The sequence below is a fragment of the Nocardia sp. NPDC005825 genome (assembly GCF_040630175.1).
Taxonomy (GTDB): Bacteria; Actinomycetota; Actinomycetes; order Mycobacteriales; family Mycobacteriaceae; genus Nocardia.
This window is the reverse complement of sequence record NZ_JBEXXC010000004.1, coordinates 434,997-456,501: the sequence shown is the minus strand read 5'-3', so window position 1 is coordinate 456,501 and position 21,505 is coordinate 434,997. Positions and strand designations below refer to the sequence as shown.

Annotated in this window: 17 protein-coding genes; 8 read left to right on the top strand and 9 right to left on the bottom strand. The window is 66.3% G+C overall.

All coding sequences use genetic code 11. The features are described 5' to 3' along the window. Window positions 1-74: 74 nt before the first annotated feature. The 4 genes from ABZ382_RS14350 (at window position 75) to ABZ382_RS14335 (ending at window position 5,527) form a co-directional block, all read left to right on the top strand. A complete protein-coding gene (locus tag ABZ382_RS14350) occupies window positions 75-1,868 on the top strand; it encodes a bifunctional diguanylate cyclase/phosphodiesterase (RefSeq protein WP_357088315.1) in 1,794 nt (597 codons plus the stop codon). Window positions 1,869-1,956: 88 nt separating this feature from the next. After that, entirely contained in the window at window positions 1,957-3,222 is a 1,266-nt protein-coding gene (locus ABZ382_RS14345) for an MFS transporter (RefSeq protein ID WP_357088783.1), read from the top strand. A gap of 641 nt (window positions 3,223-3,863) precedes the next feature. Further along, complete coding sequence (locus ABZ382_RS14340; RefSeq protein ID WP_357088313.1) at window positions 3,864-5,111, top strand: IS110 family transposase; 1,248 nt, start codon at window positions 3,864-3,866, stop codon at window positions 5,109-5,111. Window positions 5,112-5,272: 161 nt separating this feature from the next. Next, window positions 5,273-5,527: a hypothetical protein gene (locus tag ABZ382_RS14335; protein WP_357088310.1), complete on the top strand. Its 255-nt coding sequence runs from the start codon at window positions 5,273-5,275 to the stop codon at window positions 5,525-5,527. A 122-nt stretch (window positions 5,528-5,649) separates the two neighbouring features. On the opposite strand, the gene ABZ382_RS14330 is transcribed toward ABZ382_RS14335, so the two are convergent. Together ABZ382_RS14330 and ABZ382_RS14325 are read right to left on the bottom strand one after the other, a co-directional pair. Further along, on the bottom strand, window positions 5,650-5,856 hold the full coding sequence (locus ABZ382_RS14330; RefSeq protein ID WP_357088308.1) for a DUF397 domain-containing protein: 207 nt from the start codon (window positions 5,854-5,856) through the stop codon (window positions 5,650-5,652). Beyond that, the gene (locus ABZ382_RS14325; protein WP_357088306.1) at window positions 5,853-6,734 is read right to left on the bottom strand and encodes a helix-turn-helix transcriptional regulator; all 882 of its coding nucleotides are present in this window, start codon (window positions 6,732-6,734) and stop codon (window positions 5,853-5,855) included. Before ABZ382_RS14325 ends, ABZ382_RS14330 begins: the two co-directional genes overlap by 4 nt. 849 nt (window positions 6,735-7,583) lie before the next feature. Between ABZ382_RS14325 and ABZ382_RS14320 the strand changes: the two genes are divergently transcribed. After that, window positions 7,584-8,189 carry an ADP-ribosyltransferase gene (locus tag ABZ382_RS14320; protein WP_357088303.1) on the top strand — a complete coding sequence of 202 codons (606 nt, stop codon included), beginning with the start codon at window positions 7,584-7,586 and terminating at the stop codon, window positions 8,187-8,189. Between the two features lie 269 nt (window positions 8,190-8,458). After that, the gene (locus ABZ382_RS14315; protein ID WP_357088300.1) at window positions 8,459-9,397 is read left to right on the top strand and encodes a DMT family transporter; all 939 of its coding nucleotides are present in this window, start codon (window positions 8,459-8,461) and stop codon (window positions 9,395-9,397) included. A gap of 54 nt (window positions 9,398-9,451) precedes the next feature. Here ABZ382_RS14315 and ABZ382_RS14310 read toward each other — a convergent pair whose 3' ends face one another. Beyond that, the gene (locus ABZ382_RS14310) at window positions 9,452-10,996 is read right to left on the bottom strand and encodes a Rieske 2Fe-2S domain-containing protein (protein WP_357088780.1); all 1,545 of its coding nucleotides are present in this window, start codon (window positions 10,994-10,996) and stop codon (window positions 9,452-9,454) included. Window positions 10,997-11,217: 221 nt separating this feature from the next. Here ABZ382_RS14310 and ABZ382_RS14305 point away from each other — a divergent pair, with 221 nt between their 5' ends. Then, window positions 11,218-11,970 (top strand): lysophospholipid acyltransferase family protein, encoded by a 753-nt coding sequence (locus tag ABZ382_RS14305; protein WP_357088298.1) that lies wholly within the window; start codon window positions 11,218-11,220, stop codon window positions 11,968-11,970. A 76-nt stretch (window positions 11,971-12,046) separates the two neighbouring features. Here ABZ382_RS14305 and ABZ382_RS14300 read toward each other — a convergent pair whose 3' ends face one another. From ABZ382_RS14300 to ABZ382_RS14280, 5 genes are read right to left on the bottom strand one after another with little or no spacing between them, the layout of a single operon-like run. Next, a complete protein-coding gene (locus tag ABZ382_RS14300) occupies window positions 12,047-12,655 on the bottom strand; it encodes a hypothetical protein (RefSeq protein ID WP_357088777.1) in 609 nt (202 codons plus the stop codon). Between the two features lie 38 nt (window positions 12,656-12,693). Continuing rightward, window positions 12,694-14,385 (bottom strand): ABC transporter family substrate-binding protein, encoded by a 1,692-nt coding sequence (locus tag ABZ382_RS14295; protein ID WP_357088295.1) that lies wholly within the window; start codon window positions 14,383-14,385, stop codon window positions 12,694-12,696. A gap of 44 nt (window positions 14,386-14,429) precedes the next feature. Beyond that, on the bottom strand, window positions 14,430-16,307 hold the full coding sequence (locus tag ABZ382_RS14290; RefSeq protein WP_357088293.1) for an ABC transporter ATP-binding protein: 1,878 nt from the start codon (window positions 16,305-16,307) through the stop codon (window positions 14,430-14,432). Beyond that, on the bottom strand, window positions 16,304-17,251 hold the full coding sequence (locus tag ABZ382_RS14285) for an ABC transporter permease (RefSeq protein ID WP_357088291.1): 948 nt from the start codon (window positions 17,249-17,251) through the stop codon (window positions 16,304-16,306). The genes ABZ382_RS14290 and ABZ382_RS14285 overlap by 4 nt, the downstream gene beginning before the upstream one ends. Beyond that, window positions 17,251-18,228, bottom strand: coding sequence for an ABC transporter permease (locus tag ABZ382_RS14280; protein ID WP_357088289.1), 978 nt, complete (start codon window positions 18,226-18,228; stop codon window positions 17,251-17,253). The genes ABZ382_RS14285 and ABZ382_RS14280 overlap by 1 nt, the downstream gene beginning before the upstream one ends. Before the next feature lie 225 nt (window positions 18,229-18,453). Here ABZ382_RS14280 and ABZ382_RS14275 point away from each other — a divergent pair, with 225 nt between their 5' ends. Beyond that, window positions 18,454-19,254: an HAD family hydrolase gene (locus tag ABZ382_RS14275; protein ID WP_357088774.1), complete on the top strand. Its 801-nt coding sequence runs from the start codon at window positions 18,454-18,456 to the stop codon at window positions 19,252-19,254. 1 nt (window position 19,255) lies between these two features. On the opposite strand, the gene ABZ382_RS14270 is transcribed toward ABZ382_RS14275, so the two are convergent. Further along, a complete protein-coding gene (locus ABZ382_RS14270; protein WP_357088288.1) occupies window positions 19,256-21,421 on the bottom strand; it encodes an N-acetylmuramoyl-L-alanine amidase in 2,166 nt (721 codons plus the stop codon). Between the last annotated feature and the right edge of the window lie 84 nt (window positions 21,422-21,505).

Sequence of the window (21,505 nt, the reverse complement as noted above, 5' to 3'; positions counted from 1 at the left end):
TGCGAGGAATCGGGTCTCGCGGCGATGCCCGAACCCGGGTCCGGGCGGCATCGGCGCTGGCGACGGCAATGGTCATGGCTCGGACCACCGGGGCGTTCTACGTCATGGGTGGCTTTCTGGGTCTTGCCCTGACCGCCGTCGCTCCGGGTGATGAGGGCAATCGGCCGCTGGTGGGCGCGGCGGCGTTCGTGGCGCTGCTGCTGGGTATCAGCCTGCTCATCTGGGGTCCGAGGCTGCCGCATTCGGTGCATCACGCCTATGTGGCGACGGCGACGGTGCTGGTGACCGTTGCGGTGCACTGGTTTCCGAACACGGTCGGCGCGATCAGCCTGGCAGCGTTCTATGTGTTCGTGGCCTGTGACGCCGCGATCTTCTTCTCCTGGCGCTGGCTGGGCGGGCATCTGGCGTTCGCCATAGCCTGCTGTCTGTGGGTGGTGCCGTCGCGCGGGCTGCCGTGGTGGTCGGGCATCATTCCGGCGGGTATCACTTTCGGAATCGGCATCGTGGTCGGCATTTTGACGCGCATGGCGTCCGACGCCGACATCGACGTGCTGACCGGTCTGCTGAACCGCCGCGGTTTCGATCGCGCGTTGAGCAATGCCATCGCGCACGCCACCCGCACCGGTCAGGGTCTGGCCTTGGTGCTGGTGGACCTGGACCGCTTCCAGAAGATCAACGACCATCTGGGTCATCGGGCCGGTGACGCCGTGCTGCAGCGGGTGGCCGACACCTGGTCGAAACTGCTTGCGCCGGATCAACGCCTGGCCCGTTATGGCGGTGACGCGTTCGCGCTGCTGCTGCCCGGCACCACCGAGCAGGCCGCGATCCTGTTGACCGAGGAGCTGCGGGCCGCTGTCACCACCGGTTGTTCGGCGGGGGTGACGTCGTGGCAGCCGGGTGAATCCGGTTCGCTGCTGGTGTCGCGCGCGGATGTGGGTCTGTACCGGGCGAAGCAGGCGGGCCGTAATCGCACGGTGCTGGAGTCGTCGCGGCAGCTGCCGCTGGCGGTGGAGCTGCGTGAGGCGATCGACCGCGGCACCTTGGACGTGCAGTACCAGCCGATCGTGAGTCTCACCGACGGCGATACCCGCGCGGTCGGCGTGGAAGCCTTGCTGCGCTGGTCTTCTCACGCGCAGCCGGAGGTCACGACCGAGGGCCTGATCCGCGTCGCCGAGGAATACGACCTCATCTCCGATCTGGACGAGCTGGTTCTGCGCCGTGCCTGCGCGGACGCCGCCCGCCTCCAGGAGACCTTCGCCCAGCTGGACCTGACGCTGAACGTGAACGTGTCCGGCCTGGAGCTGGCCGAATCCGAGTACGCTGCCCGCGTGTCCGGCATCCTCGAGGAAACCGGTTGGCCCGCTGAGCAACTCGTGCTCGAGGTGACCGAGAGCGAGTTGGCCGCCGAATCCGAGACCGCCATCGCGAACCTCCACAAGCTGCGCGAGTTCGGCGTCCGCATCGCCATCGACGATTTCGGGACCGGCTACTCCTCGCTGAGCCGTCTGGCCACGCTGCCGTCGGACATCCTCAAGGTGGATCAGTCCTTCGTGGCGTCGATCCGCTCCGATTCCCCCGCCCCGCCGCTGCTGGGCGTGATCGCGGCCTTGAGCAAGTCCCTGGACCTGCAGGTGATCGCCGAGGGTGTGGAGACCGAGTACCAGGCCGCGGTCCTGACCGAGCTCGGTTTCGCTCTCGCCCAGGGCTACCACTACAGCGACTCGCACCCGGTCACCGAGCTCATCAACGACCTCAACGAACGCCCCGGCCTGGTCGGCGCATCGGTGTCGGAAGGCGAGCCGTCCAGCAATGGCTGGATCCCCATCGATAATCCGCTTGACGGTGGTACCCCCGGCGCGCAGAGTTGATCCCATGCGCATGTTGATCTACGCCTGTTGATCCCTACGCCTCACCAACGTCCGCCCGTCCTCGACCCGGGCGCTGACCTTCCGGGCAATCCTGTTCGCCTTCACCGCGGACCTGATCCCGCTGTACGCGATCTACGCTTTGCTGTTCGCCGACCACGGCCTGAACCCCGCGCAGATCTCGTCCCTGTTCGCCATCTGGTCGGCCACCGCCTTCCTCTTGGAGATCCCGTCCGGCGCGTGGGCTGACACCGTCTCCCGCCGAGCCCTCCTGATCCTCTCCGGCGCCCTACTCGCCGCGGGCTTCGCGGTCTGGACCCTTTACCCCACCTACCTGGGCTTCGCCGCCGGCTTCGTCCTGTGGGGCACCTCGGGCGCCCTCCGCTCCGGCACCTTCGAGGCCCTCCTCTACGACGAACTACACGCCCGCTCCGCCACCGCCGCCTACGCCCGCACCATGGGCTACGTCCGAACCGCCACCGAATCCGCCGCCCTCCTCGGCATTCTCGCCGCCGCCCCCTTGTACGCCTGGGGCGGCTACGCGCTCGTAGCCTGGTCCAGCGTCGCGTTGGCGGTACTGCACACGGGCACCGCCCTTCTCCTCCCTACGGCTCCGAAGTCCATCTCCGCCAAGGAGATCGACGATGCCGAGGACGGCGAAGAAGATGGCGGCGATGCAGATGGCGACGCCGAGGACACCCCAGCCGACCCCGGCGACTTCCACCCGTCACCCGCGCCCGGCTACATCGCGATGCTCCGCGCCGGTATGCGAGAGGCCTTGCGCGTCAGAATGATCCGCCGAGGCGTAATCCTTGTAGCTCTCCTCAATGGAGTAACCGCCTTCGACGAGTACTTCTCCCTGCTGGCAGGTCACGCCGGTGCCGGACCATCTTTCGCGTCCGTCCTCGTAGCCCTGACCGTCGCAGGCTCCCTGATCGGCTCCTCCCTGGCAGGCCGCACCGAGTCCATCTCCACCCGAACCATGTCCCTCGCCCTGACCGCCGCAGGCCTCCTCTTCATCGCTGGCGCCCTCCTCGCAGGCGCTGCCGCCCACCACCCGACAGCCCTGTACTCCCTGACCCTGCTGGGCTTTTCGGCAATAGGCGTCGCCTACGGCATCGACTACAACGCCGACGTCCTGGCCTCAGCCCGCCTCCAAGACGCCATCACCGGCCCCGCCCGAGCCACAGTGACCTCGGTAGCCGGCTTCACCACGGAGGTAATCGCCCTCCTGGTCTTCGTCTTCGCAGCCGTGGCCACCACTTGGCTGCCGCTGCCGATCATGGTCGCGGCCCTCGGCGCACCGCTCCTCCTGGCCGCCGCCCTAACCCCGACCTGGCTTCCACGCCGACGCTGACCCGTCCGTTCACACCGCGCTCGAGGTGATCGCCCTGCTGGTCTTCGCTTTCGCAGCCGTCGCCACCACCTGGCTCCTACTCCATTCCGACACCAGATCTCTACTTAGCTAGTAACGGTTGATTTGGTTAGCGCTCAACGCATCCGCGAGTTCTGGACCTGTTAGGTCTTCTGGAAGGCAGTGCGTAGCGCTGACAGGGTCGATCGTTCGAGGTTGGGCCGTGGTGACCTGTCGTTGTCTCCAGGACCGTCGGAGTCCTCCAACCAGGCATCTGTGCGCCACGGCCCAGCCGATATCCGTGCTGCCGTGTCGACCCCTTTCATATCTCGGGGCATCGAGCCCTTATGCAAGACCGTGGGCGCACGACAGTTGGTGCAGCCGGACGAGGCTCCGACGAGGTGTGTCGGGCCCGTCCGGTTGTGCATGTCGAATCGAATTGCTCGTGGTTCGAGCCTGCTCGCACGATCAGACGCCTCGGCTTTCGAGAGCTGTGAGCTCTTGGAAAGACCGGTGCCGTGCGGGTGCGCTGGGATCGCGAACAGCTCATCGGAGGCAAGCCCATAGAGGCTCGTAAGTAGGGCGCTGCGCGTTCTCGCCGAGGTCTTGGACCTGCGGACACACCCGAGACGAGGGAGGCCGTTATGCACCGATATTGCGGAATCGATTGGGCCGAAGGACATCACGACATCGCGGTCGTCGACCGCGACGGAAAGTTGGTGTCGAAGAAGAGAATCAGCGACGACCCGACCGGCCTGGCCGAGCTCACCACCATGCTGGCCGAGGCCGGCGACACCGCCGAAGACCCGATCGCGGTCGCGATCGAGACCCCGCGCGGGTTGATGGTAGCGGCGCTGCGCGCCACCGGCCGACCGGTCTACTCCATCAACCCGATGGCCGTCGCCCGCTATCGCGAACGGCATTCGATGGCCCGCGCCAAGTCCGACCATGTCGACGCCATGACCTTGGCCAACATCATCCGCGTTGACGCCGAATACCACCGGCGCATCCCCGCCGACAGCGAACTCGTCCAGGCCATCGCGGTGCTGGCGCGCGCCCAGCAGGACGCCGTCTGGCGCCGCACCAAAGCCAGCAACGAGCTGCGTTCGCTGCTGCGCGAGTACTACCCGGCGTTCCTGGCCACCTTCGCCGGAAAGTCGGCCACCAATCTCGCCAAGCCCGAAGCCCGTGCGATTCTGGCGCTGGCCCCGACGCCTGCCCACGTCGCCAAACTCACCAAGACCCGCGTCGCCGCGGCACTGCGACGCGCCGGACGCAAACGCAGCGTCGATGCCCTGGCCGAGGAAATCCTGATCGGGTTGCGCGCCCCGCAGCTGCGCCAACTGCTGCCGGTCGAGAAGGCGATGGGCCGCCAGGCCCTCGCCCTGCTGGCCACTCTCGACGCTGCCTGCGTCGGCGCAGACGATCTGGAACAGGCTGCCGCGGAGGAGTTCCGCAAGCACCCTGACTATGCGGTCGTCACCAGCTTCCCCGGGCTCGCCGACCTCAACGGCGCCCGGGTTCTCGCCGAGATCGGTGACGACCGCACACGATTCGCCAACGACCGAGCCTTGAAGGCCTACGCGGGATCCGCTCCGGTCACCCGCGCCTCCGGCAAGATGATCGCGATCACCCACCGCCGCATCAAGAACGACCGCCTGGCCGCCGCCGGATGGGTCTGGGCCTTCTCCGCAATGGCCAACGAAGGCCCGGCCCGCGACCACTATCTGCGTCGCCGCATCCACGGCGACCGCCACGCACCCGCCATGCGGCACTTGTTCAACAAGATGCTCGGCCAGCTGCATCACTGCCTCCTATCGGGCCAGTTATTCGATCCGGTAAAGGCTTTCGGTTCCGCGCCCGACACACCGCCGACACCCTCGGCGGCTTGACCCTTAAACGCATCGGAGGTCTTGCAGCCGAACACGACTAGCCCCTGAAACTCGGGGCCCGCGAGGGCGCGGATTCCAGGATCGTATTGAAACGGAAGCGATTACCTTTCTTGGCGGTGGTCGAGACGTCCGGCCGCACGCTCGATCGAAGGGTTTCACGCATGCGCACTCTCATTGCGTCGGTTGGCATTGCTACGGCACTGACTGTCGGAGCCGGTCAGGCGGGGGCCGCGCCGCTCCCGCTCGTCGACGCTCCGGCCTCCCCGGTCGCGCAGTCCGGCTCGGCCACAGGCTCGGCCTTCCCGATCACCACCGGTTCGGCAGCGTTGGACGCGGCCCTCAATATCGCCGGCACCATCGCGTGCGCGATCATGATCCCCGACTGCTTCAGCCGGGAGACGAACGACGTGGGCTAGTCCCGTGGGAACGTCGGTGAGACAGGCGTTCCGCGGGCCCGTAGGCACTGTCGGTGGCCGCCTCCTGGCACCTCATGAGGCGGCTCATCCGGGGCGCTCGAGCACTTGGTTGTGGATTACCGCTAGGGACAGTCGAATTCACCATTGCGGACGCCAGCGGCGAACGCATCCCATTCGCCGGGGGTGAAGACGAAGGCTGGGCCACCGCGGTCCTTGCTGTCGCGGACGGCAACGTGCCCGCCTTCGACGAAGGCGACCTCGACGCACTCCCCACCAGCCTGGCTGTAGCTGCTCTTGAACCACCGTGCATCGGATAGCTTCACGTTCACGACGAATACTCCCTCGCTAGCCGCCTCAACAGGTTTCGAGAGGCTACCTCGTCCAGGGCGGCCTGTCGGATGACGTCGTGAACCGCGTAGTGGAACCTCACGTCGTCCTGTTCCTCAAGGTACATACTTCCGACTGCACCCTCCAGGTACACGACCGGAGGCTCGGTGGGCTCCCCTCGGGGCGGCTCGCCGAAGTCGAGAATCACGAACGGCGACATGGCGATACCGCCGGGAAAACCGGCCTCGAACGGCAGCACGCGAACCGAAACATTCTCGCGTGTCGAGATATCCGCGAGGTGCCGAAGTTGGCTTGCCATGATGGTCGGTCCGCCGACCGTGCGGTGTAGCGCCGCCTGGCCGATCACCACTCCCAGGTCCAGTGGACGGTGTTTTCGCGTGATGGTGATCTGGCGGCGTTGCTTGATCTGGGCGCGGCGATCTCGCTCGTCCTCGGGTTCGTCAGGCCAGCGGACCTTCAACAAGGCACGATCGTAAGCCTCTGTTTGGAGCAGACCGGGGATCAAATCCGGCTGATACACAACACATCCGACGGCAGCGGCTTCCAGTCCCACGTATACGTCGAGGTTCTTGGGCATGAGATCGGCGTAAGAGTGCCACCAACTCTTGACTTTGGCCTGCTGTGCCAGCCCGATCATGCCCTCGGCGATATCACCGGGTACGCCATAGATTCCGCAGGCTTCCTTGATGACGGTCGTCTTGATGCGTGTGATCTCAGCCTTCTCGATGCGCGCCAGACTGGACGCCCCCATCTCGAGTAGCTCGGCGGCCCGCGCCTGACTCAAACCAGATCGATTTCGCCACTCCAGCATCAGTCTTCCGAGTTGCCGGAGAGGCACAGTCGAGCAGAGGTCGGACATGATCGCATCCTCCGTTTCCAGTGGTCACGCTCATTCGCTGCGGGTGCCCTCGTCACCCGTTTCGGTGTAAGGGTCCCACCGAATTCGGTGACTGTGCAGGCAATTCGGTGAAACCGATTCGGAGTCACCACATCGGGTCATCGCCACCTCTCCGGGCGGTCCAATGGGATTGCGTCCGGTTGAGGGTGCACTCCACTCCGACATCCTCGCCGGGCGCGTCTATTCGCACCGATTGAGAGGTTTGCGATGAATCTTCTTGCTTGCGAATCGGATCCGGGACTGTTGACGAGGGTCGATGCTCGGCTGGCGTGGCAGATGCACCGGTATTGCGATCGGGATGTATGCCGGGTGCGGCAGCGGGCGCGGGCCGTGCTGGAGGGATTCGTCAGTGCGGCACGGGGTTTCGATGGGGATCGGGAATGAGCGCGGCCCGGTCGGGAACGCGCGCCGAGGATCACTGCGCGAATGGGCGGATCGTCCCTGTTTCCCGGGAGCGGGCGGAGGGGATTCTCGCCATTCATGCCGAGTGCGGTTCGGCGTGTGCGCGGAAGGCCAGCGCGGCCGCGTATCTGCGTGTCCGGACGGTGGAACCGAGCGAAAGGCACTCCGATGCTGGTTGAACTGCTCTTCGCGGCGGTGACGGTGATTCTGTGCGTGCTGGCAGCTGTGCGGATGACTCAGGACGAACCGGTGTCAGCGGCTCGGCACGGGCGGGATCGGTATTCGGTCGCGGCGATCCGGGCCCGCATCGAAGCCGAGAATCGGGCCGAGAGCCGAGCCGCCGCGCTTACGATCCGGCCGGTCGGTCGCATACACGCCCGCTGAAACGGAGAATCGGGTGAGTGCGGCGTGGCGGTGGTCGTGATGCAGAACAATCCGCGCGTGGCGGACGACGAGTTCGGATTCGACGAGTGGCCGTGGGCGGAGGCAGCCCTGGCGGGGCAAGGTATTGACCGGCTGACCGCCGAGGAACGTGGAGTGCTGTGCGCATACGCGCACAACGGGTTCAAGGACATCAACGACGCTTTGTGGGGGCAGATCGCGATGACGCCTACTCTGGCCCGGCGTGTCGCGCTCATCAGGTCGGCTCTTGCGAAATACCCACTCCCGCAGACGGTTCGCGTAACTCGGGAGGCAGAAGGGCAGGTCTATGGGCTCGTTGACGAGGCATCAGCGGCAGCGCTGGTCGATGAACAATTCACACACGACGGATTCATGTCGACCAGCGGAGTTTCGGTGCCGCCGCGGTCGAGGCGGCACCGAAACCCTGTGATCCTGGATATGCTCGTGCCCGCAGGAACTCCAGCGCTGCGTTTGAGCGAGTTCAGTCCCGTCCCACTCGAACGTGAGGTCCTGCTCATCGACGCTCGAAGCTATGTCGTTATTGGAGTCGGCATGGACGCCACGCGTAATATGTGGCGCATCCAGGCAATCGTGAAGGGAGGCGAGCAGTGAGTGCGTTGACGCAGGAAGAATGGCGCGCACGTCGAGTGAAGCTGACCCCCGAACAGGTCGAAGCCAACCGCCGTGAGGCTGAGAAGCTCCTGGGCCGGAAGCTCCCGCCACGCGCCGCTCCCTCCGCAACCCGCAAGAACAAGTAGCCGCTGGTAATCGACGGGCCTTGACGGCCGGACCAGCCGGGTACAGCCGTTGTCACCGGCCGCCACACTTGCGATCCGGCCGGTCGGCGGTGCTTACGCCCCAGGTGCAGGCAGAATCGAGCCGTGGCGGCGCGGCGGTGGGTGGGGTTGGGGTTCGGGGGTTCCATCGGTGCGGCTGTGGCTGTGCAGGCCCGGATCAATGGCGAGTTGGGGGATCGGCTGGGGGATGGGGTTGCGGCGGCGGCCATCAGTTTCGGTAGTGGGTTGCTGATTCTGGCTGTGGTGTTCGCGTTCAGCGGTCGATTGCGTTCGGGAGTCGAGCGGGTGCGGGACGCCCTGGCGACGGGGGAGTTGCGCTGGTGGCAGTTGGTAGGTGGACTTTCGGGGGCGTATTTCGTTGCGTGTCAGGGGCTTACGGTGGCGACGATCGGGGTCACCATGTTCACCGTGGCGGCGGTGGCCGGTCAGCTGGCGAGCAGTCTGGTGGTGGATCGGCTGGGCTGGGGGCCGTCCGGGCGGACTCCGGTGACGGTGGCGCGGGTCGGAGCGGCGGTGCTGGCTTTGGTGGCGGTGTTGTTCGCGGTGGTGGGTCGCAACGGATCCGGCTCGGGGAACGCCACGCCCGCGGCATCGGTGCTGTTGGTGGTGTTACCACTGATCGCGGGCGTTTTTGTCGCCTGGCAGCAGGCGGTGAACGGTCGGGTGGGTGCCGTTGGTGGACCGTTGTCGGCGACGCTGGCCAATTTCGCGACCGGCACGGCGGCCCTGGTGGTCATCGAAACGGTGGTGCTGGTCCGGCGCGGTGGCCTGCGCACGCCGCCCACCGAGCCGTGGCTGTACCTCGGTGGCCTGATCGGGATTTCGTTCGTCGCGCTGGCCGTGGCCGTGGTGCGCTGGATCGGCGTGCTGCTCCTGGGGCTGACCTCGGTGGCCGGGCAGCTGCTCGCCTCGGTGGTGCTGGATGTGGTCGCGCCGACCGGTCTCGGCATCTCGGCCCTGACCGTGGCGGGATGCGCGTTGACCTTCGTGGCGGTGGCTATCGCCGCCAGATCCCGTGCGTGACACGGGTATTCGCTGATCGCGGCCGGTACCCGGTACCGGCCGCGATGCAACGGATCAGACCAGTTTCTTCGACCGCAGCTCGTGACCCTTGGACGTCTTGCAACGCCCCGACTCCAGATCCCACTGCCATCCGTGCAGGTTGCAGGTCAGCGTATTGCCTTCCACCACACCGAATTTCGACAGGTCGGCCTTGAGGTGCGGGCAGCGGCGCTGCACTTCCCAGCCGTCGAGTTCGGTGGAGGCGGTGTCGTCGTGCGCCTCGGAGAACCAGCCGTCGGCATACGCGATGCGCTCGTCGGTGAGGCATTTGAAGAAGGTGTAGAGGAATTCGTTGTATCCGCCGATGCGCCAGGTGGTGAAGCGCGTGGACAGGAAGATGGTGTTGACCCAGTCGGGTTCGTCGTCGCGCAGCACGGTGCGGACCAGCTGCGGCGCGATGCGGAATCCGTAGCGGTACTTGCCTTCTCCCTCGACGGGTTCACGCACTTCGCGCTTGGGGAAGTCCAGCACCACGGTCTCGTCGCCCATGACCAGCCCGACGGGGTAGCCGATGCCGTCGCAGATGAGGTCGCTCTGCTTCATGATCGGCTCGAACTTGGCCTTCAGCGCGGGCAGCAGCGGCTCGCCCTCGGCGGGCGCCCAGGTGGCCTTCTCGGCGGCCAGCACGGGAGCCATGCGCTGGGCCATGTCCTCGATGTAGGCGGCCTTGTCGCCGTAGATGGTGTCGGGGTCGACGGGGTGCTCGAGTGAAAGCAGTTCCTTGCCACGCAGATCCGCGGTGGAGCCGGGGATCAGCAGCAGCCCGCCCTCGTTGCCGTGGATCTGCATCTGATCCAGGAAGGTGATCTGGTCGGGGAAGATATTGCCTTCGTCGCCGCGGTCGTCGTTGAGGTAGCGCAGCTCGTCGTCGAGGAACACCGGCGGACCGGCGGAAGGCACCACCCAGGTGGCCCCGACCTGTTCGATGTAGGAGCGCGCCCGGTCCATGCCGCGCTGCCGCTTCTGCTTGCCGAAGTTGGCCTTGGTCTTGGTCGGAATGTCGTAGACCATCGGGTACCAGATGGCCCCGGAGTACTGCAGCAGGTGGATGTCGACGTGCCCGAACGCGTCGTGCAGCACGTCCATGTCGACGGGTCGCGCGTCGTTCATGTTGAAGCAGACGGTTTCCCCGTCGGCGACGACGAGCGCGGAGTCACCGATCGGTCCGTCGGCGGGCGCGCGCAGCGCGATGATCATGATGTCGAGGTCGCCGCCGGGCCCGGTGACAGTGGTCTTGACGGAATCCTCGGTCTCCACGAACTTGGTGAACCCGAGGGCCTCGAGCTCTCGCTTGAGGTCCGGCACCGGGTAGTCGGGGAGCAGGACGGTGGTGTCCTTGTTGATCTTGTCCGCGAGCAGCTTCGCGTCCCAGTGGTCGCGGTGCAGATGCGACACGTAGAGGAAGTCGCAGTTGCCGAGCTCGTCCCAGTCCAGCTGGGTGTTGTCGGGGAACGGGAACCATGACCCGAAATAGGCCGGATTGACCCATGGATCGCAGAGGATCGTTCCGGCCGCGGTTCGGATGTGGAATCCGGCGTGTCCGACGCTGGTGATCTGCACGAGCTTCATTCCTCCCTGACCGTTACCAGCCACCCAGACTACTGGCTGGCCGGAGACGTCACCGATGCAGTAACCGCTCGGTGCCCGACTTCGAGATGTATATCTGTTTCGTCCGACTACCCATACCGGACCTGTTTCAGTGTCACCGCGTCACACCAAAAAGCGATGCTGTTACCTGCATCACTGGATGCCGCGCGGGCAGCGACTACGCTAGCGGAACTGTGGAACCCGTCTACTACCCGATCATCGGGCTGGCCCGCACTGTTTTCGCACTGCAGGGCCTGAAGTTCGCCATCAAGGGCGACGAAAACATCCCCGCGACCGGTGGTGCGGTGATCGCCATCAATCACACCGGGTACATGGACTTCACCTACGCGGGCCTGCCCGCCCGCACCACGAAGCGCTACATCCGCTTCATGGCGAAGAAGGAAGTCTTCGACAATTCCATCACCGGCCCGGTCATGCGTGCCCTGAAGCACATTCCGGTGGACCGGTCGGCGGGCGCGGATTCCTATCACGAGGCCGTCGCACGTCTGAAGTCCGGCGAACTGGTCGGCGTCTACCCCGAGGCCACCATCAGCCGCAGCTTCGAGCTGAAGGACTTCAAGTCCGGCGCGGCCCGCATGGCCATCGAGGCCGGCGTCCCGATCATCCCGATCGTCATCTGGGGCGCGCAGCGCGTCTGGACGAAGGGCCACCCGAAGCGCCTGGGCCGCACCAACACCCCGGTCTCCATCGCGGTCGGCAAGCCGATCCAGCCCTATGAACCCGCCTCGGCCCTGACCGAGGAGCTCAAGAGCACCATGCACGACATGCTCCTGGACCTGCAGCAGGACTACACCCACGAGCCCGGCGCCTACTGGGTCCCGTCCCGCCTCGGCGGCGGCGCCCCCACCCTCGACGAGGCGAACGCGATGGACCAGGCCGAGGCCGCGGAGAAGGCCGCCCGCCGCGCCCAGCAGCCCGCCGACTAGCCGATCCCCGCGAATCCCCACGGCCTGCCTCGAGACGGAGCACTCCCGAGGCAGGCCGTTCGCGTCCGCGCGCCGCTCAGCTGGGGTCCGACCCTCGCACCGCCGACAACCAGGTAGCCGCGCCCGCCGCGACCACCGTCGCCCCCGCGAACGCGCCGATCCCCCCACCGTCCACATAGACCCACAACAACCCGGCGAACGGCCCCACCACAGCCGACTGCGCATCCAACACCACTCGCCGCCCGAAACCGGTGCGCCCCAACGCCGCCGGATCCGGCCGCGCCGGATTGTCGACCAGCCGCCCCACCGGCTCCGAATCCCGAAGCCGCCCCGACGGATACACCCGCCGCCCGCCAACGGCCACGGCCCGCCCGCCGATCTCGGCGTTCTCCTGCGTCAACAGCACCAGCGCCGGTTCGAAATACACCGGCAGCCAACGATTCCGGCCGTCGACAGTCATTTCCAGCCACGACCGACTGACCAACCGATGCTGCTGCCGCACCCGCCGCACCACCGCCTCCCGGCTCCCGCGCGGCAATCCACTGGGCAGCAGCCCGACTGCGACCGCGAACCGAAACCCGGTGTACCCCACAACGACCGCCGCCACGGCGATCAACATCGCAACCTGCTCCGGATCGGCGAACGGGACCCAGGCGATGGTGATCGCCAGGGTCCCGATCGTCATGAGCGCCGGATAGGCCAGGGGATGGCCCATCCGGGAATTCACTTCAGGAAGCCGATTTTGGTGTAGTCGAGGCTGGCCAGACCGGCCGCGCCATAGTTGGCGAGGTTGGCGCGAACGGCGATATTGCCGGCCGACTGCATGAGCGGCAGGGAGTGGCCTTCCGCGAAGATCTGCTTGTCGACCTGGTTGGCCAGTTCGATGGCCTTGTCGGGGTCGAGTTCGGAGACGGTCTTCTCGATCAGATCGTTGAGTTCGGGCGAGCCGATGCGGCCGTAGTTGCCCTGCAGGTCATTGGTTTCGGGGTGGTAGCCCCAGATCTGGTCGATGCTGCCGAGCGGGAACAGGTCGCCGACCCAGCTCCAGTGCGCCATGTCGAAGTCACCGGGCTGGATCACCTTGGTGAAGTAGTCCTGGCCGGGCTTGGTCACGATGTTCATCTTCACGCCGATCGAGGCCAGATTCTGCTGCATGATCTGTGCCATCTGCACCCAGGTGTCGGCGTTGTACATCACATCGCGGAACTCGAGCTTCTTGCCGTCCTTCTCGCGGATGCCGCCGCCGGCGGGCACCTTCCAGCCGAGGTCGTCGAGTTCCTTGGCGGCCTCGTTCGCGTCGAACGCCGGAGCGTTGTCCTGGTAGCCCTTCTGTCCAGCCATGTAGATGTGGTTGTTGAGCGGCTTGGGATCGATGACCAGGCCGGTCTGGATGGCGGTGGCGATACCCTGCCGGTCGATGGCCTTGCCGATGGCCACCCGCAGCTTGGGATCGGCGAAGATCGATCCGGACGCGCCGTTGAAGGTGATGTGCGACCACGAGTTACCGGGTGCGTGGCGAATGGCTACGCCCGGCGTGTTCTCGGCGGTCTTGCGATCGTCGCGCGAGCCGACGCCGATCGCGTCGATCTCGTTGTTCTGCAGGGCCGGCATGGTCGCCTGGTCGTTGAGCACGCTGAAGGTGATGGTGTCGAGCTTCGGGGCGTCACCCCACCACTTCGGGTTGTGCCCCAACACGATCCGGCCTTGCCCGCGATCGGTCGACTGCACGATGAACGGCCCCGACGTCAGCCCGATGGCGTCCACGTATCCCTTGTTGAAGGACTCCGGCGTGCTGGTCACGGACTTCGGGTAGAGGAAGGAGTTGCCCGCGAACTGGCCCTTCCACTCCGAGAAGTGCTTGTTGAAGGTGATGACGGCCTGCCGGTCGTCGGTCCCGCGCTCGATCTTCTCGACCCGGTCCCACCCCTGGTTGTTGGCGAGCAGGAAGTCCTTGTTGCGTCCGCTGAGCGCATTGCCCTGGGCGGCGATGTCCTCCCAGGTGATCGGCGATCCGTCGGACCAGACGGCCTTGGGATTGATCGTGTAGGTGACCTGCTGCGGATTCGTGTTCGTCAGCTGGATATCGGTGAAGTAGTTCGTGTCGACCGAGAGGTTGCCCGACGCGTCGGATTTGAAGGCGCGCGGCATCATGGACCGTTCGACGCCCATGATCTCGGAGTCGTTGCCGTCGATGTTCAGCGTGTTCCAGTTCGCCGGAAACGCCGTCATGGCCAGCCGCAGGTTGCCGCCGTCCTTCAGGTCGGCGACATCGTGCGGATTGATATCGCTGGTGGTGCCGAGCTCGGCTCTGCCCTGCGGCGCGGTGCCGTCGTCGCCGCCACCGCATCCGGTCGCCACCATTGTCACGGCGACCAGTGGGACCGCGAGCTTCGTCCCGATCGAGCGAATCCTCACCGGTTGCTCCTTCCGTTGGAGTTCTGCTGGAACACTCTCCGCTCCTATCCCCTGACCACCGGGACGGGAACGGCGTCGATGAGGGCGCGGGTGTACTCGTGCCGCGGATCGCTGAAAACCTGTTCGGCCGCACCATATTCGACGATCTGACCGCGATACATGACGGCAATGTCGTGGGCAAGATTGCGCACCACGGACAGATCGTGGGAAACGAAGAGATAGGACAGTCCACGCTCGGCCTGCAGGTCGCGCAGCAGGTTCAGCACCCCGGCCTGAATGGACACGTCCAGCGAGGACACCGGCTCGTCGAGCACCAGGATCTCCGGGTCCAGGGCAAGCGCTCGCGCGATATTGATGCGCTGCTTCTGGCCGCCGGAGAAGTCGGCCGGATAGCGGTCGGCGTGCTCGGGGCGCAGGCCCACGAGCTGCAGCAATTCCTTGACCCGGCGCTGGATCTCGTCCTTCGGGCGGCCGTTGATGCGCAGCGGCTCGCCGAGCGCGTCCGAGATCGGCAGGCGCGGGTCCAGTGAGGCGGCGGGATCCTGGAACACGATCTGCATCTTGCGCCGGATTTCCCGCCGCCGGGCCTTGGTGAGGCCGGCGACGTCGCTGCCGAGCACCTCGATGCTGCCGCCTTCAGGTCCGATGAGTTCCATGATCTGGGTCAGCGTCGTCGACTTCCCGGATCCGGATTCCCCGACGAGCGCCAGCGTGCGCCCCGCCTTGATCTCGAAGCTGACGCCGTCGACCGCCTTCACCTCGCCGGTACGGCGTTTGAAGACCACACCGGAGGTGATCGGGAAGGTCTTCTTCAGATCCGAAACCCGGAGCACCACTTGCTCGTCGGTGGGTATCGGGGTTTCGGCGGCCGGGACCTCGCTGCGGTAGGCCGCGAACAGGTCCGCGGTCCCGACTTCGGCGACGCGGATGCAGGCGGCCCGATGCCCGGGCTCGGTGTCCTGCAGGGGCGGTTCGGCCGCGCGGCAGTCCTCCACCGCGACCGGGCAGCGCGGCGCGAACGGGCAACCCGGCGGCAGCGCGTGCATGGCGGGCGGTGCGCCGACGATGGGTACCAGCGGCATCCGTGCCGGACCGTCCAGTCGCGGAATGGAACCCAGCAGTCCCACCGTGTACGGCATCCGCGGCGCGTTGAAAAGGTCGGCGGTGCGCGCGGTTTCGATGATCCGGCCCGCGTACATGACCGCCACCCGATCGGCCAGAGTGGCCGCGATGCCCATGTCGTGGGTGATGAAGACGACGCCCGCGCCGGTGATGTCACGCGCCTTGCGCAGCAGGTTCAGGATCTGCTTCTGCACGGTGACGTCGAGCGCGGTGGTCGGCTCGTCGCAGATGATGAGTTCGGGATCATTGGCGATGGCGATGGCGATCACCACGCGCTGGCGCATACCGCCGGAGAACTCGTGTGGGAACGCCTTGGCGCGCAGGGCGGCATCCGGAATGCCGACCAGATCCAGCAGATCCACCGCCTTGTCGGCGGCTTCCTGCTTGCTCATCTTGCCGTGTGCCAGTAGCGCTTCGGCGATCTGGTCTCCGACCCGGTACACCGGCGTCAAGGCCGAGAGCGGGTCCTGGAAGACCATGGAGATCTTGCTGCCGCGCAGCGTGGACAGCTGCCGGTCACCCATACCGAGCAGTTCCTGGCCGCGGAGACGGATGGATCCCTGCACCCGGGCCTGATCCGGGAGCAGACCCATGACCGCCAGCGAGGACACCGACTTGCCGGAACCGGATTCGCCGACGATGGCCAGGACCTCACCGTCCTGCACGGTGTAGTTCACACCGCGCACCGCCTCGATGCGGCCCTCCTCGCTCGGGAAGCTCACCCGTAGGTCGGACACCTCGAGCAGCGGCGCTGTCGTGGATCGGATTCCATTGTCGGACAGGGTCGTCTTGTCGGTCATGCCGCGGCCTTTCCGGCAGCGGTCGCCGCCCGGTCCTTGCGGCGTGACCGCGCACGCTGAGAGCTGGGGTCGAAGGCATCGCGCAACCCGTCGCCGACCAGGTTGGTGCACAACACGGTCAGGATCAGGAATCCACCCGCGAACAGGAACAACCACGGGTAGGTGAGGGCCGACTTGGTGCCCGCCGCGATCAAGGTGCCCAGTGAGACATCCGGCGGCTGGACACCGAATCCGAGGTAGCTCAGCCCGGTTTCGCCCATGATCGCCGCGCCCACCGCGAGCGCGGTGTCGATGATCAGGAACGACGCGACGTTCGGGATGATGTGGGTGGTGATGACCGTCCAGGTCGACGCACCCATGTACCGTGCGGCCCGTACGAATTCACGCTCCCGCAGGCTCAAGGTGAGTCCGCGCACGATGCGCGCGCTGATCATCCAGCCGAAACCGCCGAGCAGGAGGATGAGCAGGGCAATGCTCCCGCTGCCCTTCGCCCGCGGCGCGAACAGCGCGACGATGATGAAACTGGGGATGACCAGCAGCAGGTCCACCAGCCACATGATCGCCAGATCGGTCCAGCCGCCCAGCAATCCGGCTACAGATCCGGTGAACGCCGCGATCAGCGCGGCCATGAAGGCCACCGCGAAGCCGATGAGCAAGGACTTCTGCAGTCCGCGCAGGGTCTGCGCGAGAACGTCCTGACCGATCTGGTTGGTGCCGAAGGGATGTCGCGAACTGGGCGGCTTGAGCAGCGCCGTGTAATCGAGCTGCTGATAGTCGTACTTCAGGAAAGGCGGCAGCGCGAAGGCGAGGACCAGCATGAGGATCAGGATCGCGAGCCCGATGACGGCCGGCTTGTTGCGCAGGAAGCGCCGCACCACCAACTTGCGGCGGCCCGCGGCCATCGGCTCGGGAGCGCCCTGGGCGAGGAGTTCGGTTTCGGACATCACGCACGCACCCTGGGGTCGAGAATGGCGGTGACGATGTCGGACAACAATCCGGACAACAGGATCACCAGAGCGACGAACCCGGTCACCGTCACCACGGGGTACAGGTCCTGAGCGTTGATCGAGTCGACCAGCCACTCACCGACGCCGTGCCAGCCGAAGATCTTCTCCACGAACGCCGCGCCGGTGATGAGCCCGCCGAAGCTGTACGCGAACAGCGTCGCCATCGGGATGAGCGCGGTGCGCAGGCCGTGTTTGTACAACGCCCGGGAACGGGTGAGACCCTTTGCCCGCGCCGTCCGGATGAAGTCGTTCTGGAGCACGTCGAGCATGGCGGCGCGCTGATAGCGGCTGTATCCGGCGGCGGCGGTGAGGATCAGGACCGCGGTGGGCACGATCATGTGCTGCAAGCGGTCCACGAACTGATTCCAGGCGCCGTGCACCGCGTTCGCCGAGGTCTCGCCGGTGTAGAAGAAGATCTGCTCACCGGTGGCCGTATTGATGCCGTACGCACCGTATTTCAGCAATGTCGCGAGCAGGAACACCGGCGTGCTGATGATCAGCAGGGAGATCACCGTGGTCAGGTAGTCGCTGAACTTGTACTGCCGGATCGCCCCGGCCGCGCCGATCAGCACACCGAGAATCGTGCCGATGATCGAACCGACGAGGACCAGCCGCAGACTGACCCCGATGCGCCGCGGCAGTTCCTGGTTCACCGGCTGTCCCGCCAGCGTCTTCCCGAAGTCGCCGTGCGTGACGATCCCGCCGACCCACTCCGCGTAGCGCTGCGGGATCGGCATGTCCAGCTTCAGCTCTTCGCGCTTGGCGTCGATCACCGACTGCGGGGGCCGCGGGTTGCGATGCTCGAGGCTGTCGAGCGGGCGAAACGTGAGGGACGCGAGCCCGAAGGCAAGGAACGACGCCAGTACCAACAGCACGACATAGTTCAGCGCACGTCGCAGCAGAAAACCGGCCATCATTCCCTTTCGGGGTCGAGTTCTGCACCAGATCATAGGGAGTGGAGTGGGGAAACGCGGGGTACGGACCGCGGACGCCCCGGCAATCCGTGTGTTAACCGGCCCGTCCGGCGTGGTGCCGGAAAGGTCTCGTTTGCACGGCATCGTCCGTAATCCACGGGCGCACGGGTCGCGGCTCGAGGCAGGATGGAGTAGGTGACGCTCTTTCACCTGCCCAAACCCAAGATGGTCGCCTCCGACGTGGACGGCACGCTCATCGACCACCGTGAGCAGGTGAGCGCCCGGACCAAGGCCGCTGTCGACGCCCTGATCGCGGATGGGGTCCCGTTCGTGCTGGCGACCGGACGGCCGCCGCGCTGGATCGATCCGGTGGTCGAGGGGCTCGGGTACGCGCCGCTGTGTGTGTGCGGCAACGGCGCGGTCATCTACGACAGCGCCTCGGATCGGGTGCTGGACAGCCGGACCCTCGATATCGAAACCCTCACCTGGCTCGCTGATCTGGCCGAGAATCTGCTCCCCGGCTGCGGCCTGGCCGCCGAACGAGTTGGCGCCACCGCCCATGACGCCGCTACTCCCCAGTTCGTCAGTTCCCCCGAGTACGAGCACGCCTGGCTGAACCCGGACGACACCCAGGTCTCCCGCGACGAGGTCATCGCCTCCCCCGCGATCAAGATGCTGATCCGGCTGCCCGGAACCTCCAGCGCCATCATGCGCAGCACCCTGGAACCGCATCTGGAGGGCCGCGCCGATCTCACCTATTCGACCGACAACGGCCTGATCGAGTTGTCCGCGCCGGGCGTCACCAAGGCGACTGGTCTGGCCGCGGTGGCGCAGCGCCTGGGTGTCCAGCATTCCTCGGTGATCGCCTTCGGTGACATGCCGAACGATGTGCCGATGCTGCTCATGGCGGGTCACGGCGTCGCCATGGCGAACGCCCACCCGGAGGCCATCGCCGCCGCCGACGAGGTGGCTCCCTCGAATGTCGACGACGGCGTGGCCCGCACCCTGGAACGCTGGTGGTCCTGATCTAGTTGGGCGCCACCGCGGGAATGGGTTTGATGGGATCCTGAACCGCGCCGTAGTTCTTCAGCACGGTGGTGACGATCCCGGTCATCCGGTCGAAAATCAGTGCGCCGTTCTGGAAGTCGGTGCGGACACCGTTCGAGACCGGATATTCGTTCGAGGTCGGCAGACCGAGAATGCCTGTGTCCGCACCCATTTGCAGGAATCGTTCCAGAATCTTCCCGACCACCGAAACGATCCGCCCGGCGGAATTGGCGTACACGAAGCCATTCGTGAATTGCCCGTACTGCCCGCCGTCCGCGAGTGCGACCGGTTCCGCTTTCGGTTGTCCCAGTGGACCTTCCGCGCCGCCCTGCTCATTCCAGTAGCGGGCGACGGCACTGCGGTCGAGCATGCCGAGGATCCGCTGCGTGAGATCGGCGAGGGCGGCCAGGTCCGCTTCGCTGGAACTGGGCGCGGGTGGTGCCGGGGCGGCCTGGACCTGCGGGTTCGCGCCCGCGTTCTGGCCGGGGCGGGTCCGGTTGGGGCCGGTCGGGGCCACCGTGTCGGTGCCGCTCGCGGCGTCGGCGGCGATCTGCCGGATCTTGTCCATCAGGGCGTAGGCGGCGTCACCGGGGCAGGTGGTGTTGCCGACGTCGCGGTGGGCGAAGATATTCGGCAGCTTGACCGCCTGTCCGAGCGCGTATTTCGTGTAGTCGCTGCCCTCGGAATACATGGTGGTGGAGCCGTGCGGGTCGAAGCCCGCCAGCTTGGCTCGCCAGCCGATGAACTTGCCGAGCGCCTGGATGGAGACGTCGGTCGGATCGTCCTCCTCGTAGTCGCCCATCAGCGCGACGCCCGCGGTATCGATATTGAAGCCGCCCGCGTGCGCGCCCTCGACCGGGCGGTCCAGGCCGCCGTAGCGTCCTTCGAAGATCTGCCCGTACTTGTCGACCAGGGCGTTGTACCCGATGTCGCACCAGCCCAGCGTTTTCGCGTGATACGAGTAGATGGCGCGCACGATGCCCGCGGACTCGGCCTTGGTGTAGTCGTTGCGGCCGGCGGTGTGGTGCACGGTGATCGCGGAGACGCCGTCGTCGTAGGTGGGTTCCTCGCAGCGCAGCGACTCGTCCGCGCCCCACTGCGCCCGCGAGATCACCTTCGGACCGCCGCCGGGCAGCGGGGCGGCCACCGAGGTGAGGTTCTCGTCGATGCTGCCACGGCCCGGATCGATCAGGACCGCGGCCAGCTTCTCCAGATTGATCTGCGCGGGATCGGCTTTGCTGTCGTCCAGTGGAGTCGGTTCGGCCGGCGTGGAGACGGCTTTCGCCTTCGGCGTCACCAGCATCTGCACGGTCTTGGTGTTGCCGACGTAGATGGGCTCGGTGCCCTTGCGCTTGCCCGGCTGGGACTTGTCGCTGCCGGACTCGGACTCGGCGTCGTACCAGGGACCCCAGGTACCGTCGGGTCGCTGGGCGCGAATCTTGGTGGTGGCGTTGAGAACATCGGTCGCGGTGAGCGCGACCATGCTGAACGGGGTGTCGCGGGAGAGCTCCTTGACCTGCGCGCCGACCTTGTCGACCAGGTCGGTGGGGACCGCGCCGGGGGAGAGGGCGGGGGCGCGCAGATCGCCGGTGAGACCGGGGACCGGATGCGGGCCCGGGGCCGCCGGGTTGTCCGCGGCCGGGATCTCCGGACCCGGTTCGGCGATGAATCCGGGCACCCCCGCAGGGCTGTTCGGTTTCGCGGAGCCGGGGACCACCGGTGTGGCGTTGGGGAGGGAGCCCGGCACGGTGGGCCGGACGGCGTGCGGCTCCGGGGCGGGGCCGACGGGCTGCTGTTGGGAATTGTTGAGCTTGGGCAGCGGGATCTCGCTCGGCAGTGGCACACCGGGGATCAGATTCTGGGGGATCTGAATCGAGCTGGGCAGCGGCAACATCCGCAGATCGGACAGTCGTAGATCGGGTAGGTCCAGCCCGGTCAGCTCGCGCAGCGGCAGCACGATGTCGGGCACCGAAGACAGGGCGACTTCGGCCATTTGCGCAGGTATAGCCGCCAGATTGCTCTCATCCGCGTTCCGGACATCCCGGGAATCGCTCAACGCGAGGACGCCGACGGGGATGATCAGCGCGAGGGCGGTGACAACCGGGAGCGTGTAGGCGTGTTTCGGTCTGCGATACGGCACAAGCATCTCCCATTCAGGCAAATCGGTCTAACCGCGCCCCGAGCACAAGCTTGCTACTTGGCGCATCAGCGATCACACTAGTCCCTACTG

Excerpts from the sequence above, each read along its gene's own strand:
- ABZ382_RS14280 (WP_357088289.1), bottom strand. The coding sequence starts at position 18,228 with ATGGCCGGTTTTCTGCTGCGACGTGCGCTGAACTATGTCGTGCTGTTG.
- ABZ382_RS14340 (WP_357088313.1), top strand. The coding sequence starts at position 3,864 with ATGCACCGATATTGCGGAATCGATTGGGCCGAAGGACATCACGACATC.
- ABZ382_RS14270 (WP_357088288.1), bottom strand. The coding sequence starts at position 21,421 with ATGCTTGTGCCGTATCGCAGACCGAAACACGCCTACACGCTCCCGGTT.
- ABZ382_RS14285 (WP_357088291.1), bottom strand. The coding sequence starts at position 17,251 with ATGTCCGAAACCGAACTCCTCGCCCAGGGCGCTCCCGAGCCGATGGCC.
- ABZ382_RS14290 (WP_357088293.1), bottom strand. The coding sequence starts at position 16,307 with ATGACCGACAAGACGACCCTGTCCGACAATGGAATCCGATCCACGACA.
- ABZ382_RS14300 (WP_357088777.1), bottom strand. The coding sequence starts at position 12,655 with ATGACGATCGGGACCCTGGCGATCACCATCGCCTGGGTCCCGTTCGCC.
- ABZ382_RS14350 (WP_357088315.1), top strand. The coding sequence starts at position 75 with ATGGCTCGGACCACCGGGGCGTTCTACGTCATGGGTGGCTTTCTGGGT.
- ABZ382_RS14325 (WP_357088306.1), bottom strand. The coding sequence starts at position 6,734 with ATGTCCGACCTCTGCTCGACTGTGCCTCTCCGGCAACTCGGAAGACTG.
- ABZ382_RS14335 (WP_357088310.1), top strand. The coding sequence starts at position 5,273 with ATGCGCACTCTCATTGCGTCGGTTGGCATTGCTACGGCACTGACTGTC.
- ABZ382_RS14275 (WP_357088774.1), top strand. The coding sequence starts at position 18,454 with ATGGTCGCCTCCGACGTGGACGGCACGCTCATCGACCACCGTGAGCAG.